Annotated in this window: 11 protein-coding genes; 7 read left to right on the forward strand and 4 right to left on the reverse strand. The window is 65.5% G+C overall.

Annotated elements, in window-relative coordinates:
- Nucleotides 1–19: 19 nt before the first annotated feature.
- Nucleotides 20–964 carry a ketopantoate reductase family protein gene (locus ACVCMJ_RS06415; protein WP_447080603.1) on the reverse strand — a complete coding sequence of 315 codons (945 nt, stop codon included), beginning with the start codon at nt 962–964 and terminating at the stop codon, nt 20–22.
- 166 nt (nt 965–1,130) lie between these two features.
- Here ACVCMJ_RS06415 and ACVCMJ_RS06420 point away from each other — a divergent pair, with 166 nt between their 5' ends.
- Together ACVCMJ_RS06420 and ACVCMJ_RS06425 are read left to right on the forward strand one after the other, a co-directional pair.
- Nucleotides 1,131–1,964, forward strand: a complete 834-nt coding sequence (locus ACVCMJ_RS06420) for a TrmB family transcriptional regulator (RefSeq protein WP_447080604.1) — start codon at nt 1,131–1,133, stop codon at nt 1,962–1,964.
- Nucleotides 1,965–2,007: 43 nt separating this feature from the next.
- Nucleotides 2,008–2,658, forward strand: coding sequence for a hypothetical protein (locus ACVCMJ_RS06425; protein ID WP_447080605.1), 651 nt, complete (start codon nt 2,008–2,010; stop codon nt 2,656–2,658).
- Nucleotides 2,659–2,767: 109 nt separating this feature from the next.
- On the opposite strand, the gene ACVCMJ_RS06430 is transcribed toward ACVCMJ_RS06425, so the two are convergent.
- Together ACVCMJ_RS06430 and ACVCMJ_RS06435 are read right to left on the reverse strand one after the other, a co-directional pair.
- Entirely contained in the window at nt 2,768–3,478 is a 711-nt protein-coding gene (locus ACVCMJ_RS06430; protein WP_447080606.1) for a TerC family protein, read from the reverse strand.
- A 330-nt stretch (nt 3,479–3,808) separates the two neighbouring features.
- A complete protein-coding gene (locus ACVCMJ_RS06435) occupies nt 3,809–5,143 on the reverse strand; it encodes a hypothetical protein (RefSeq protein WP_447080607.1) in 1,335 nt (444 codons plus the stop codon).
- A gap of 399 nt (nt 5,144–5,542) precedes the next feature.
- Here ACVCMJ_RS06435 and ACVCMJ_RS06440 point away from each other — a divergent pair, with 399 nt between their 5' ends.
- Nucleotides 5,543–6,625: a tartrate dehydrogenase gene (locus ACVCMJ_RS06440; protein WP_447082691.1), complete on the forward strand. Its 1,083-nt coding sequence runs from the start codon at nt 5,543–5,545 to the stop codon at nt 6,623–6,625.
- A gap of 82 nt (nt 6,626–6,707) precedes the next feature.
- On the opposite strand, the gene ACVCMJ_RS06445 is transcribed toward ACVCMJ_RS06440, so the two are convergent.
- Complete coding sequence (locus ACVCMJ_RS06445; protein WP_447080608.1) at nt 6,708–8,360, reverse strand: phospholipase D family protein; 1,653 nt, start codon at nt 8,358–8,360, stop codon at nt 6,708–6,710.
- Between the two features lie 289 nt (nt 8,361–8,649).
- On the opposite strand from ACVCMJ_RS06445, the gene ACVCMJ_RS06450 reads away from it, so the two are divergent.
- From ACVCMJ_RS06450 to ACVCMJ_RS06465, 4 genes are read left to right on the forward strand one after another with little or no spacing between them, the layout of a single operon-like run.
- Nucleotides 8,650–10,449 carry a thiamine pyrophosphate-requiring protein gene (locus ACVCMJ_RS06450; protein WP_447080609.1) on the forward strand — a complete coding sequence of 600 codons (1,800 nt, stop codon included), beginning with the start codon at nt 8,650–8,652 and terminating at the stop codon, nt 10,447–10,449.
- Between the two features lies 1 nt (nt 10,450).
- Nucleotides 10,451–11,587: an enolase C-terminal domain-like protein gene (locus tag ACVCMJ_RS06455; RefSeq protein WP_447080610.1), complete on the forward strand. Its 1,137-nt coding sequence runs from the start codon at nt 10,451–10,453 to the stop codon at nt 11,585–11,587.
- A gap of 15 nt (nt 11,588–11,602) precedes the next feature.
- Entirely contained in the window at nt 11,603–14,596 is a 2,994-nt protein-coding gene (locus tag ACVCMJ_RS06460; protein WP_447080611.1) for an FAD-binding and (Fe-S)-binding domain-containing protein, read from the forward strand.
- A gap of 12 nt (nt 14,597–14,608) precedes the next feature.
- Nucleotides 14,609–15,652 (forward strand): SDR family oxidoreductase, encoded by a 1,044-nt coding sequence (locus tag ACVCMJ_RS06465; protein WP_447080612.1) that lies wholly within the window; start codon nt 14,609–14,611, stop codon nt 15,650–15,652.
- Nucleotides 15,653–15,687: the final 35 nt, after the last annotated feature.

The following is a 15,687-nucleotide window of genomic DNA, read 5'->3' on the forward strand; positions in this document are numbered from 1 at the left end:
GGCAGAACGGCTAGCGCCGTCAGTGCGAGGCAGCCGCCGGCGCGCCGTGCCCCTGGGCGTGGAGCACCAGGATATCGCGCACCGCGCGGTTCGCCGGGGTGGCGACGCCGGCCTGCCGGCCCAGGTCAACCACCGCACCACTGAGCCACATGACCTCGAGCGGCTTGCCTTCCTCCAGGTCGTGGCACATGGAAGCCGTCATGGTCGGCGGAAACTTCCGGGTGAACTCCAGCCGGTCCTCGGCATAGCCGTCTGGCAACGCGACGCCGAGCGCCCGGCCGACCGCCGCCGTTTCCCGCATCAGGTCCAGCAGGAACTGGCGGGTCAACGGATTTTCGCGGATCGGGCCCACAGGCATGCGCATGGAGGCCGTCGCAGCCGACAATCCCACCAGGAGCACGAATTTTTCCCAGATCCGCCGGCGAATATCCTCCGCCAGCTCGATGTCGAAGCCAGCCTGCTGGCAGGCTTCCAGAAAAGCCAGCGCCCGCGGCGAGCGATGGCCATCGAATTCGCCGAATACCAGCCGGCCCATGCCGCCCACGTGGCGAATGACGCCCGGCCGCGCGATGAATGCGGAGATGTAGGCGACCCCACCCATCACGGCTTCATTGCCAAATTCCCGGCGCAGGAGATCGTCTTTCTGCACGCCGTTCTGAAAGGACACAATCGCGGTCCTGGGGCCGAAGAGCGGGCGCAGCGCGCGGACCGCAGTCTCGGAATCCGGCAGCTTCACGGCAAACAGCACCAGATCCACGGGCCCCACCGTGGCGGGATCGTCCGTGGCCTGCACGCGGTCCAGGCAGAGGTTCTCGCCCTTGGTGTTTTCGATCAGCAGCCCTTTTTCCTTCAGCGCTGCCAGATGCGCGCCGCGCGCAATGAACGCCACGTCCGTACCGGACCGGGCCAGCATGGCCCCGAAATAGCCGCCGACTCCGCCCGCTCCTACAACTGCAATTTTCATGGGTACGCTCCAGGAAGAACTGTGATCATCATAGGTCAACACGCATCGGGCGCGTGTGACGCGGGCCGCCGAAGGATGCAATGCCCCACTGACTTTGCACGCTGCATTTCTTGACATCCGTTTTTTTCGGATTATAGTAGTCATACACACAACTACTAGTTCCACCATGGACACCATAGCCGCCCTGCAGCAACTGGGGTTTTCCGAATACGAGGCACGGGCCTACACGGCACTGGTCAGCGCCGGAGAGCTCAACGGCTACGGCCTGGCCAAACAGTCGGGCATTCCGCGCGCCAATATCTACGCCGTCGCCGAAAAATTGCTGGCGCGCGGGGCGCTCCTGCGGGTGGAACACGAAGGCGGCCAACGCTATGTCGCCGTGGCCCCGGCGCAACTGCTGCGCAAGCTCGCCACCGAACACAAGCGTGCGTTGGACACGGCACAACAGTCTCTGACGCTGGAGCCAGCCAAACACGAACCCGCTCCTGTCTTCAATCTGCGCGGCGGTGAACTGCTTGCGAAGGCTGCGGCGATCATTGACGACTGCCACGATTCCCTGCTGGTGGCCATCCAGCCAGCCGACGCCGCCGCCCTGGCGCCGGCCCTGCAACGCGCCAGCGATCGCGGCGTTCACATCACGACGCTCTGTCTGCAGGCGTGCGAAGGAGTGTGCCGCGGGTGCCAAGGCGCCGTCCACCGCTACGCGCTGGCACGGGGAGGCGTCCTGCGCTGGCTGGTGCTGGTGGCCGACCAGCAGATCGCGCTCGTGGGCCAGATCGGCGGCGGCGCTTCCGAAGGCATGACGACCCATCAGCAATTAGTGGTCGAGCTGGCGGCGGATTTCATCCGGCAGAACCTGGGACTGGCCGCCATCTGCCAGAGCCTGGGCGATCGTCTCGAAGGACTGCTGTCGCCACAGACGCTGGCGCAGTTGAACGATTTATACCCGGACGGGGGGTTTCCCGCCTATCTACAAGCCCTGGGGAGCCGGGCCGCCTGAAGGCGCCGGTACGCAGGGCTCCTTACCTGAAAAGGAATGCATCATGAAGATCTCCCGCAAATTTGCGACAGCGCCCGCTGTGCTGGCTGCTGCACTGGGTCTGGCCCTGGGCGGCGCCACCCTGACGGCTGTCGCCGCACCCGCTCACACGCAAGCCGAATCCCACACCATGAACTGGTTTGGAGGCCCGGCCTATGAAGGCGCACCCGCGCTGGAAGTGACTGCCGCGCTGGTCAAGGCGGGCGGCGGCGCCGAGCACTTCACCTTCGACAAGGCGCTGGTATCCATGCTGGGCGAGAAGACGGTCAACGCCGAAGTCGCCAAGCTGACCCAGCAATACGGTGAGCAGAACGTGAAGAACTTCATCGCCGGCATGACCTTCGCCATCAACGACGGGCTGAAGCGCGCCACCGAAGCCGGCGTCAAGCTGCCGGCTGCTCCCGCCGACCTGACGGGCGTCAAGCTCGCCAAGACGCTGGTCACGGCGGGCACGGCCCCTGACAACACGTTCTGGTCGGGCTACCTGTTCGACAAGGCCATCTCGCACAAGCTGCACAATCAAGTGATGGCCGACATCGACGTCAAATTCGGCCACGGTGCCGATGAAAACACCCACAAGATCCTGAATCAGGCCATGCACGACGTCGCGCAGGCGCTGGGTGACAAGAACGTGAAGCTGGCCTCCTTGCACTAAGCAGCGACGCGGCGGCATCAGCGCGGCGCCCCGTCCGCCCTGATCCCGTCGCTCTTCGACCGCGCCGGCCGACCGCAATCTTCCGCGGCCGGCCGGATTTGCATCGGCATCAAACGACTTCGTTGGGCGCAGCGGCCGCGCGGCGGCGTGCCAGCAAGCTGCCTATCCCCACGACCAGAATGACCCCCACGATTTCGGCGCCGATTTTCAGGCCCGTGGGCGTGCCGATGGCTGCCGTGATGACCTGGTCAGTCACCAGCATGCCGCCGGCAATCCATCCCAGCAATCCAGCGCCCGCCGTGACCACCAGCGGAAAACGGTCGATCAAGCGCAGCACCAGCGTGCTGCCCCAGACAATGATGGGCACACTGAGTACCAGCCCGAAGGCCACCAGGCCCAATTGATGGGTCTCATGCGCGTTCTGCGCGGCGCCGGCGATGGCCACGACATTGTCCAGGCTCATGACCAGGTCGGCGACGATGATGGTTCGGACCGCCGACAGCACCGAAGCGCTCGCATGCACATCGCCCTTTGCATGATCATCGGGCAGCAGCAGCCGGATACCGATCCACAGGAGCAGCACAGCGCCCACGACTTTCAGGAAAGGGACCTGGAGCAAGGTCAGGGCGAAAGCAATGAGGGCGACGCGCAGGCCAATGGCGCCCACCGTGCCCCAAACGATTCCCTGCAGCCGCTGCCGGTGTTCCAGCTTGCGGCACGCAAGCGCAATGACCACCGCATTGTCGCCTCCAAGGAGGATGTCGATCAGCACGATCTGAAAGACGGCTCCCCAATGCAGGGTGTATAGAAGATCAAGCATGACGGCTCCTGTCGTCGAAGTGGTAGGGACTTCGGCCCAGGTCAGCGCGCCCTGCCGGCCGGCGAGCATGAGATGAGCCTCTGCCGCCCGACATGAAAATGACCCGGGCCCTTCGGAGCACAGGTCATTCCTGGAGAGGAGACGCACCTTGCCCATGAAGGCAAGGTCTTGCTCGCGATCTGAATCGCCCGCGCACCGGGTGCCTGTGAAGGCGCCGTCCTGACGATGCGGCGGAAAGTGAGCTACTCCCCCTGACGCGGAGAATTATAAACGAAGAACGGCCCCCCACAAGACACCGACACCGACACCGGCTCAGGCCGGTCCGATCGGTCAGTGGCGGCGCTTTTCGTCGCCCCGATCCTGACCGCCACCACGATGCTCGGCCGGCGCTTGTGTGCGCGGCGCGGCCGGATGTGTTTCGCTTCGCGGGGCGGCCTCGGGACGGGGGGCGCGCTGCTCGAAACGAGGTTGCCGCGGTGCCTGCGGATGAGGCGCGCGTTGCTCGAAACGAGGCTGCTGCGGTGCGTCGGGCCGGGACGGACGCTGTTCGACGCGGGGAGGAGCCGCCGGCGCTGCCTGCGGGCGGCTGGCTGGCTCGAAACGAGGCGCGGGGGACTGCTGGACCTGAGGCCGGCTCATGGGTTCCACACGCGGCGCCGGCTCAGGCGGGACTGGCCGGACCGCCGGGCCGCGCTGCGGCGCCGTGATAGTGGAAGAGCCGCCGCCGCGCTCGACACGCGGTGTGCCGGGTACCGAAGGCTGCACCGGCGCGGATGGCCGCTCGACTTGCGGACGATTCGGCGCCGCGGGCCGTTGCGTTCCCTGGACGCTCGGGTTGCGGGACTGCGGGATGGCCTGAGGACCGTTGGTCCGAGGTTCTCCGCCCGCTCCCGGCGCACGTATCACATTGGTCTGGGGCGCGCGGCCGCCTGGCGCTGCCGGCTGCGGGGCACGGTCACCGGAGAACCGGCTGCGATTGGTGTCGTAGCGCTGGGCCGGATTGCGCAGGGCTTCGTCCCTGCGGTTGATTTGCGCCGGCGTGGCGGCCACCCGGCGCTCGTTGGCAAGCGCCCGCTGCTGCGCCGTGGGCTGGGCTGCGACGCCGCCCCGTCCGCCGTTGTAGCTCACCCGGTTCACGGTCACATTGCGGACCACGGTCCTGTCGACATAAGTATTGTGGATCCGGGTCCTGTTCACACGGCTGACGGCCGTGTTGTAGTAGAAGCGATTGTTCCTCCAGTAGCCGCCGCCGTAGCCCACCCCGAAATAGCCGAAGCCATAGTCGATGCCGCCATAGAAGCCCACCCGGGGACTCCAGTAGCCAGGATGCCACCGGTAGAACCCATCAGACCAGCCCCACCAGCCGGGCGTCCAGAGGAGTCCGATCGCCGGCGGCCGCACCCAGGCGCCGTCGACCCAATAGAAATAGCCGGCGGGTGCCCAGGCCCAGTAGCCGGGCGTCCAGACATACCCCTCGTCCGGCGCGATGGGTTGATCATAGACGGGCAGCGGCGGCGGTTCCGTGCTGATCGAAATCCCCGCACCGAAGGCTCCATCGCCCACGCCCACGCCCACGCTCACGGCCGCAGCCGCCATCGGCGAAAATGCCAAGGCGGGCAACACCATCCAGCCCGCCAGCAACACAGTCGAGGCAATACGCTTCATGACCCATCTCCAGCTCCGCCCATCGGCTGAGCTTGAAGCCATTGTAACGACGCCCCTCCTGCATCAATCGTCCAAACCTGTAGCACATAGGTCACTTCTACTACTAAACCTGCCAGGAACATGCTTTCATCTCCATAATCTTCACGATGCCGCACAATGTCTTCACAAAAGCCTCCGGCACCGTCCCAGTCACGCGATGAAAGTTCATGTACGCGAACGCCAGCCCCGGCGCCCACCGCGCCCCCACGCCACGCAAGATGCCCGCCTTCGCAGTCAGTCCGGCAAAGACAGGACGTCATTGATGAACCAGAGTTGAGAATGCTGTGAATTCAACCGACGATCCCGCTCCTTCCAGTTGATTACAGTATCCGCACAGCGATACCCATGAAAGGCACAGGAATGAAGACCTACCGCATTGCGACCATCCCGGGCGACGGCATCGGCAAAGAAGTCATCCCCGCGGGGATCCGGCTTCTGGAGACACTCGCCTGCGCGTCAAGCGGCCTTGCCTTCGAATGCGAGAATTTCGACTGGGGGGCGGACTACTACCGCGAGCATGGGGTGATGATGCCCGACGACGGGCTGGAGGCCCTGCGCAACAAGGATGCCATCCTGTTCGGTTCGGCGGGCGACCCGGGGATCCCGGATCACATCACCCTCTGGGGCCTGCGCCTGAAAATCTGCCAGGGCTTCGACCAGTACGCCAACGTGCGTCCCACCCGGATCCTGCCCGGTATCGATACCCCGCTGAAGCACTGCGGGCCGCAGGATCTGGACTGGGTCATCGTGCGTGAAAACTCCGAAGGCGAATATTCCGGCGTAGGCGGCCGGGTGCACCGGGGGCTGCCTATCGAGGCGGCGACCGACGTGTCGATCCTGACACGCGCCGGTGTCGAGCGAATCATGCGCTTCGCTTTCCGGCTCGCGCAATCCCGCCCCCGCCGGCACTTGACCGTCGTCACGAAGAGCAACGCACAGCGGCATGCCATGGTGATGTGGGACGAGATCGCACGTCAGGTCTCACAGGAGTTCCCGGACGTGAGCTGGGACAAGATGCTGGTGGATGCGATGACCGCGCGCATGGTCAATCAGCCGGCCACCGTGGACACGGTGGTGGCGACCAATCTTCACGCCGACATCCTGAGCGATCTGGCGGCCGCGCTGGCAGGAAGCCTGGGGATTGCGCCCACCGGCAACATCGACCCTGAGCGGGGCAGCCCGTCCATGTTCGAGCCGATTCACGGCTCGGCCTTCGACATCATGGGCCAGGGCATCGCCAATCCGCTGGGAACCTTCTGGTCGATCGTCATGCTTCTGGAGCATCTGGGCGAGGCGCAGGCAGCCGCCTGCGTCATGCGCGCCATCGAAACAGTGACATCCGACCCGGCCCTGCATACCCGTGACCTGGGCGGTCACGCTTCGACGGTCCAGGTCACAGCCGCCGTTTGTGAACAGGTCGAGAAGGCTTTTGCGGCTGCGTGAGGCGGCCTCGCCGTCCGGCCGTCATCGACTGATGACGCGAGGCACATAGTCGCAACAGCACGTCCGGAGAGCTTCGCCACCGCTACAGCATTTCATCGGGCGTGAGGGGCGACAGCATCTTCGCGATCAGCCGCAGCCAAACGCTGGTATCCGGATCGTGACTGTAGATACGGGCATGTGGGCCTGGCGGATCATGCCACTGCAGCGCGCCGTCAGGCTCGAGCGCAACCCGCCAGGCCCCCACCCGGATCACCGCCAGCACCTGTCCGGCCGCTTGACGCGCGAGCCTCGAATTGCGGATCACAAGGGCAATCTCCGTGTTCTGGAGTTTGGACCGCAGGTCCAGGTTCATGGACCCGATGGCGATGGTGCGCCCGTCCACGATGACCAGCTTTGCGTGCAAGCCGGCATGCGAACCCTGGCTGTCGGAGCCCAGCACGGTTTCCTTGAGCCGCGCCCGCTCGCGCGCCCGCATTTCGTATAACTCGATGCCCTGCCGCAGGAGCTGCTTGCGGTGATGGGCATAGCCCACCTGCGCCAGCAAGGCGTCGGTGGACGCCAGGGAATTCGTCAGCACGCGCACGCGCACGCCGCGGGATCTCAGCGTGGCAAACAACGCCATCATCTGCGCACCTGGCACGAAGTACGGTGAGACGATGATCACGTCCTGCTGCGCCGTCCGCAACAAGGACAGCAGGCCTTCTATCACCTCCCCCCCGACCTGTGTGTCGCCGTTCTCGGGCATCAGCTTGAGCGGGCTGTCGACCAGCAGTCCGGCCGGCGCCCAGGCCAGCGGCAAAGACGTCAGATCCAGGGCGGGCGGCAGCTTTGGAGGGGCCTTCGGGGCGGGCTTTGCATCGTCGGATGTGGCTTGAGCAGACCTGTCTTCGGCCGGCTGGAGCTCCGGGGGTTTCGCTTCAGCAGGCTTCGCTTCAGCGGGCTTCGCTGCAGCGGACTTGGGCGCGGGCGGAGTGAGTTCACGCAAGCGCGCCAGCTCCGCGGGCGTGATGAGCGAGCTCACCGGATACGCCAAGGGGTTGTTCCAGTAACGGTCGAAGCTTGCTGAAATATCCCGCACCAGGGGACCGGCGGTCAGCACGTCCATATCGATGAAATCGCTGCCATCGGCCGTGCCGAAGTAGGCGTCACCCAGATTGCGGCCGCCAATGATGCTCCAGGCGTTATCGGCAATGTAGAGCTTGTTGTGCATGCGGTGCTGAATGCGCTTGAAATCGCCCAATGACCACAGCGCGCGCATCATGCCCGCCCTGCGGTCGCCGGGCAGCGGATTGAACATGCGCATCTCCACACCGGGCACGCCGGCCATGCGCATCACCTGCGCATCGCGCCCCACGCTGTTGAAATCGTCGAGCAGGATACGCACCCGCACCCCGCGACGCGCGGCATCGCGCACGGCGCGCAACAGGTTCGTCACGGTGGGGTCCACGTGGATGGAGTAGTACTGGATGTCGAGCGTCTTGCTCGCCTGCTGCGTCAACGCGAGCCGACCCGCGTAGGCGGTGTTGGGCGAAGCGAGCAACGCGAAACCCGACAAATCCCGCTGAACGGTGGGCGGCCGCTTATGCTCGACGAGCTGCCCCAGCGGCGTGTCATCCGGCTGAGTCAGCGCATGCGAGACGGGCCGTTGGACGTCCTTGGGCAGGCTGGCGCATCCGGCCAGCAGCAAGGCGGCGACGAATACGAATCCTCTGAGGCAGCGGGGGCACCTGCCCACCGGACCGCCTCTGTGATCGCTGAACAAGCGTCGCCTGAAGCGGAGCGCCGAACCGGAGATATCGAAAGCCACGGCATCCTGTCGCGGAGAACGGTCTGGTTCACATCGTATCTTGCCGGAACGCCTTGGACAACAGGCAGAATATCCCCGGGGCCCCTCCGCCATTGGGACGACCCGATCCGGGCACAGAACTTGCAGCAGCTCGCGCTTGTGCCGACGCCCCGAGGGATCGATCACCGCCTGTACTGCCTCGCCGGGCATGAGCACCTTATCAAAAAGGAAGGGCACCATGAGCGAAAAAGTGAGCGATTTTCTCCTGCGGCGACTCAGCGACTGGGGTATCCGGCGAATCTACGGCTTCCCGGGCGACGGCATCAACGGCATCATGGGTGCCATGGACCGGGCGGGAGACCGTTTCGAGCTGGTGCGGGCGCGCCATGAGGAGATGACGGCGTTCATGGCGTGCGCGCACTCCAAATTCACCGGGCAGGTGGGTGTCTGCCTGGCTACTTCCGGTCCCGGCGCCATCCATCTGCTCAATGGGCTGTACGACGCCAAGCTGGACCACCAGGCCGTCGTGGCCATCGTGGGCCAGCAGGCCCGCAGCGCGCTGGGGGGCCAGTATCAGCAGGAAGTCGACCTGGTATCGCTGTTCAAGGATGTCGCCGGCGACTACGTCGAGATGATCATGGTGCCCGCTCAAGCGCGCCACGTGATCGATCGGGCCATGCGCATTGCCATCGCCGGGCGAACCGTCACGTGCATCATCGTGCCCAATGACGTACAGGAGCTGGACGCCGTCGAGGTGCCTCCGCGAGCCCATGGGACGATCCATTCGGGGGTCGGCTACAGCGCACCGCGGGTGATTCCGACCGATGCCGACCTGGGACGCGCGGCCGAGGTCCTCAACAGCGGCAAAAAGGTGGCGATCCTGGCCGGCGCGGGTGCGCTCGCGGCCACTGACGAAGTCATGCAGGTCGCCGATCTGCTCGATGCCGGCGTGGCCAAGGCCTTGCTGGGCAAAGCAGCGCTGCCCGACGACCTGCCTTATGTCACCGGATCGATAGGGCTGCTGGGCACCAAGCCAAGCTGGGACATGATGATGGGATGCGACACCCTACTGATGATCGGTTCGCGCTTCCCCTATTCCGAATTCCTGCCCAAGGAAGGACAGGCGCGCGCGGTCCAGATCGACCTGGACCCGAAGATGCTGTCGATACGCTATCCCATGGAGGTCAATCTGGTGGGCGACAGCGCGACCACGTTGCGTGCGCTCATCCCGCTTCTGCAGCAAAAGACCGAGCATGCGTGGCGCGAGAAAATCCAGAAAAACGTGTCGGAGTGGTGGGAGCTGTTGGGGAAACGCGCCCTGATGGACGCAGTGCCCATCAACCCGCAGCGTGTGTTTTCAGAACTGTCGCCGCGCCTTCCCGACCGCTGCATTCTGTCTTCGGACTCGGGATCAGCCGCCAACTGGTACGCCCGCGACATCCGGATCCGCCGGGGCATGATGGCCTCTCTTTCGGGCGGCCTGGCGACCATGGGCCCAGGCGTTCCCTATGCCATTGCCGCCAAGTTCGCCTTCCCGGATCGTGTGGCCATCGCCCTGGTGGGCGACGGCGCCATGCAGATGAACGGCAACGCCGAATTGATCACCATTGCGGACTACTGGAAGCAATGGTCGGATCCGCGCCTGGTCATCCTGGTATTGAACAACCGTGACTTGAATCAGGTCACGTGGGAGCAGCGCGCCATGGCGGGCGACCCGAAGTACGACGCCGCCCAGCACGTACCCGATTTCCCTTACGCGCGTTATGCCGAAATGCTGGGTCTGAAGGGCATCATGGTGAATTTGCCCGACCAGGTGGGCGCCGCCTGGGACGAAGCCTTGTCGGCCGATCGGCCTTGCGTGATCGAAGCCATCACAGACCCGGACGTTCCTCCGCTTCCGCCCCATATCAGCCTGAAGCAGGCTGCCGCCTTTGCTTCCTCGATGCTCAAGGGCGACAGCGATACCGGCGGCATGCTCGCGCAGTCGGTCAAGCAGACATTGGCCGCCCTGAGCCCCGCCAACGACAGAGAAGACTGAGATGGCGGGCACAGGCATCGATGCGCCGGGCGTCCCCAAGGCGGCGGACGAGACCGTCTTCATCGACCGGATCGGGGTCGAGGCCTACACCGTGCCAACCGATGGTCCCGAATCCGATGGCACACTCGAGTGGACGTCCACGACGATGGTCGTGGTCCACCTTCACGCAGGTGGCCAATGGGGGCTGGGCTTCAGCTACGCCGATACGGCCACGGCAGCGCTCATCCGGGACCGGTTTACGCCGCTATTGATGGGCCAGAACGCGCTGGCCATCCCCGCGTGCTGGGAGGCCATGCGGCGCGCCATCCGCAATCTCGGCCGCCCCGGCATCGCTTCGATGGCCATCGCCGCCGTCGACATCGCCCTCTGGGACCTGAAAGCCAGGTGGCTCGCGCTGCCGCTGGTCACCCTGCTGGGGGCGGCGCGGCCGAGCGTCCCCGTGTATGGCAGCGGCGGATTCACTTCGTACACCGACCGGAAACTGGAGGCCCAGCTGGGCGGCTGGGCGCGGGAGGGCATCACCCGGGTCAAAATGAAAATCGGCCGCGAACCCGGGCGCGATCCGCAGCGCGTGAGCGTCGCCCGCCGGGCCATCGGCCCGGACGTGGGCCTGCTCGTCGACGCGAACGGAGCCTACAGCCGCAAGCAGGCGCTGGACATGAGCGAGCATCTGGCCGAATCGGTCGTCACCTGGTTCGAAGAGCCGGTTTCATCCGATGACCTGGACGGCCTGAGGCTGATGCGTGACCGCGCCCCGGCGGGCATCGAAATCACCGCCGGCGAATATGGGTACGACCTGCCTTATTTTCGCCGCATGCTGGAAGCCGGCGCCGTGGACGTGCTGCAGGCCGATGCGACCCGCTGCGCGGGCATCACGGGATTCATGCGCACGGCCGCGCTGTGCGAGGCCTATGGGCTGCCCCTCTCGGCCCACTGCGCGCCGTCGATCCACGTCCATCCCGCCTGCGCCGCCGGACCTTTGCGGCATATCGAGTTCTTTCATGATCACGTCCGCATCGAGCACTTGCTGTTCGATGGAGCCTTGTCGCCAATCCGAGGATCCCTGCACCCCGACCTGTCCCGGCCGGGCCTGGGCCTGGAGTTCAAGCAAGCCGACGCCCAACGGTACGCGCTCTAGGAAAAGGAGATGACAATGTCCTCCACACCCGCATCAGGGACGCTTCGCGACAATGACGGACCGTCGCGTCCTGCACTCAAAGAGGCTCCGCCGTACACGGCCCACGTGAAGACGCGCTGGCCGCTGCCGCAATACGCCGGCGCGCTGGCGCACGAATTGCGCGACACGATCGAGGGCGAGGTGCGGTTCGATACCGGCAGCCGCGCACTGTACGCGACCGACGGATCGAATTACCGGCAGGTCCCCATCGGCGTGGTGCTGCCCAAGAGCATCGACGATGTGATCACGACCGTAGCAGCCTGCCGGCGCCATGGGGCGCCGGTGTTGTCGCGCGGTGGCGGCACCAGCCTGGCCGGCCAGTGCTGCAACGTGGCCGTGGTCATGGACTTCTCCAAGTACATGCATGGCATCATCGAACTGGATCCCCGGCAGAAGCTCGCCGAAGTGCAGCCCGGATGCGTATTGGATCACCTGCGCGATGCCGCCGAACGATACGCGCTGACCTTCGCGCCCGATCCCTCCACGCACACGCACAACACACTGGGCGGCATGATCGGCAATAATTCGTGCGGCGTGCATTCGATCATGGGCGGCAGGACCAGCGACAACATCCAGGAGCTGGACATCCTGACGTACGACGGCCTGCGTCTGCGGGTCGGACCGACCCCCGACTACGAGCTCGAGGCCATCATCCGTGAAGGCGGGCGCCGGGGCGAAATCTACCTCGCGCTGAAAGCCTTGCGGGACCGGTATGCCGACCTGATCCGGCAGCGTTACCCGAAGATTCCGCGCCGGGTGTCGGGCTACAACCTGGACGAACTGCTGCCTGAAAACGGCTTCAACGTTGCGCGGGCGCTGGTGGGTTCCGAAGGAAGCTGCGTGGTCATCCTGCGTGCCTGGGTCAGCCTGGTCGACAGCCCCCCGGTGCGATCCGTGCTGGCCCTGGGGTACGACGACGTGTTCAGTGCGGGCGACCACGTCATGGAAGCCCTATCCTTCAAGCCCATCGGGCTGGAAGGCATAGACGACGGTCTGATCCAGGACATGAAGGTCATCGGGCTGCACCCGGAGGACGTCGCGCTGCTGCCCCCTGGCGGCGGCTGGCTGCTGGTCGAATTTGGCGGGCAGACCAAGGCGGAGGCGGACGACAAGGCCCACGCGCTCATGCACGCGCTGAAACAGAAGAGCGACGCACCCAGCATGAAGCTGTTCGACGACAAGGCCGAAGAACAGATGATCTGGAAGGTGCGCGAGTCGGGCCTGGGTGCCACGGCACACGTCCCCAACAAGGCCATCACCTGGGAGGGCTGGGAGGACGCCGCAGTCCCGCCCGAGCGCCTGGGGTCTTACCTGCGCGATTTCCGCAAGCTGCTGGACGATTACCATTACCAGGGCGACCTGTACGGCCATTTCGGCCAAGGCTGTGTGCATACCCGCATCGATTTCGACCTGGAGACGCAGGCAGGCATCGACACGTTTCACCGGTTCCTGAACGACGCCGCCGATCTGGTCGTGCGCTACGGGGGATCGCTGTCCGGCGAGCACGGGGACGGTCAATCGAAAGCGGAATTCCTGTCGAAGATGTTCGGCACCGAGCTCGTGCAGGCCTTCAGCGAATTCAAGGCGATCTGGGACCCGCAAGGCCGCATGAACCCCGGCAAGATCGTGCGCCCGTATCTGCCGACCGAGAATCTGCGTATCGGCGTCGACTACAACCCGCCGCAGCCCCACACCCATTTTCAGTTCCCCAAGGATCGCCACAACTTCGGGCGCACGGTGCTGCGGTGCGTGGGGGTGGGCAACTGCCGTCGCGAAAGCGGCGGCACCATGTGCCCGAGCTATCAAGCCACACGCGAAGAAAAATACTCCACGCGGGGGCGAGCCCGCCTGCTCTTCGAGATGCTGCGCGGTGAAGTCATCACGGACGGCTGGCGCAGCCACGAAGTCAAGGACGCCCTGGACCTGTGTCTGGGCTGCAAGGGATGCAAGGGAGAGTGCCCCGTCAACGTGGACATGGCGAGCTACAAGGCCGAGTTTCTGTCGCACCACTACGCCGGGCGCCTGCGGCCCCGTGCCGCTTATGCCATGGGCCTGATCGACCGCTGGGCGCGCCTGGCTTCCCACGCTCCCCGCCTGGTGAACTATGCGCTGCATGCGCGGCCGTTTGCTCCCGCCCTGAAGGCGCTGGCGGGAATCGCCCAGAAGCGCCAGATGCCGGTGTTCGCCCGGCAGACTTTCGTGGCCTGGTTTGCGCAGCGGCCCGTGGTGAACGCCGACAGCCCCAGCGTCATCCTGTGGCCGGACACCTTCACCAATCATTTTTTGACGGAGACCGGCAAAGCGGCGGTCGAAGTCCTGGAAGACGCCGGCTATCGGGTCGTGCTGCCCCGCCGGCCGCTTTGCTGCGGCCGCGCACTGTACGACTGGGGAATGCTGGACCGCGCCATGCGCTACTGGCAGCGGATCCTCGCGACACTGGCCGACGACATCCGTGCCGGCACGCCGGTGGTCGGGCTGGAACCCGCGTGCGTCGCCGCATTCCGGGACGAACTCGGCAACCTCTTTCCCGCCAACGAAGACGCCAAGCGCCTGGCCAGCCAGACGTACATGCTGAGCGAATTCCTGGAGCACGTCGGGTATCGGCCTCCCGTGCTGGGCGGCAGGGCGATCGTGCATGCGCACTGCCACCATGCGGCCGTCATTGGCCTGGGCGCCGAGAAAGCGGTGCTGAAGAGGCTGGGGCTGGATGACACGTGGCCCGATACGGGCTGCTGCGGCATGTCCGGCGCCTTCGGCTTCGAAAAGGCCAAATATCACATGTCGCTCACCATCGGCGAGCAGCGGCTGCTCCCCGCCGTACGGAAAGCCGATGAGGACACCCTGCTGATCGCCGACGGCTTCAGTTGCCGGGAACAGATCCGCCAGGCCACGGGGCACCAGCCCCTGCACCTGGCACAGGTGCTGCAACGCGCGCTGCATCAGCGTCACGATGCGGCGCATGACCGTTAAGGAGAACCACGCATGAACCATTCGAACGAAAGCCGGACTGAAAAACCGCAAGTCGTCGTCGTCACCGGCGCATCGGCCGGAGTCGGGCGGGCGGTCGTCCGCGAATTCGCGCGGCGCGGCGCGCACATCGGGCTGCTCGCCCGCGGCAAGGACGGGCTCAACGCCGCTGCCCGCGAGGTCGAACTGGCGGGCGGCAAGGCGCTGTCCATCCCTGTCGACATGGCCGACGCCCAAGCCGTGGAGGACGCGGCCGACCAGATCGAACAGGTACTGGGCCCCATCGATATCTGGATCAACAACGCCATGGTGACGATCTTTGCGCCCTTCCGCCAGATCACCGCCGATGAATTCCGCCGGGTCACCGAGGTCACCTATCTGGGCAACGTACACGGCACCCGGGCCGCGCTCAAGCACATGCTGCCCCGCGATCGCGGCACGATCGTCCAAGTCAGCTCCGCATTGGCCTTCCGGAGCATTCCGCTGCAATCGGCCTATTGCGGCGCCAAACATGCGATTACCGGCTATACCGATTCGTTGCGCAGCGAGCTGCTGCACGACAAGAGCCACGTGCGCATCACGGAGGTCCAGCTTCCGGCGATCAACACCCCGCAATTCGGGTGGGCCCGCAACCGCATGCCGAAGCGGCCGCAACCGGTCCCGCCGATCTTCGAGCCGGAAGTTGCCGCCCAGGCCATCGTATGGGCTACCGAACAGAACCGGCGCCGGGTCACCGTGGGATACCCCACGATTCTGGCCCGGTACGCCCAGTGGCTGGCCCCCGGAGTGGCGGACCGCTACCTCGGTTCCGTGGGCTACCGGGCCCAGCAGATCGAGTCAGAGCCGGACGAAGAGGACCGCCCCGACAATCTGTTCACGCCCATCGAAGGCGATCAGGGAGCGCAGGGGCGCTTCAGCGACCGCGCCCGCAGTCGCAGTCCCGCACTCTGGGCCACCGAACACCGGAACTGGCTGCTCCTGGGCGCAGTCGCCGGCCTGGGCGCATTGCTCTGGACCAATCACGAGACCAGCCGGCCACGGCTCTCCAGAATGCGGTGATCGGGTCGCAGCCCCGAAGAACGCCCGCAACGTTG

This window comes from Castellaniella sp. UC4447_H14, assembly GCF_052978285.1.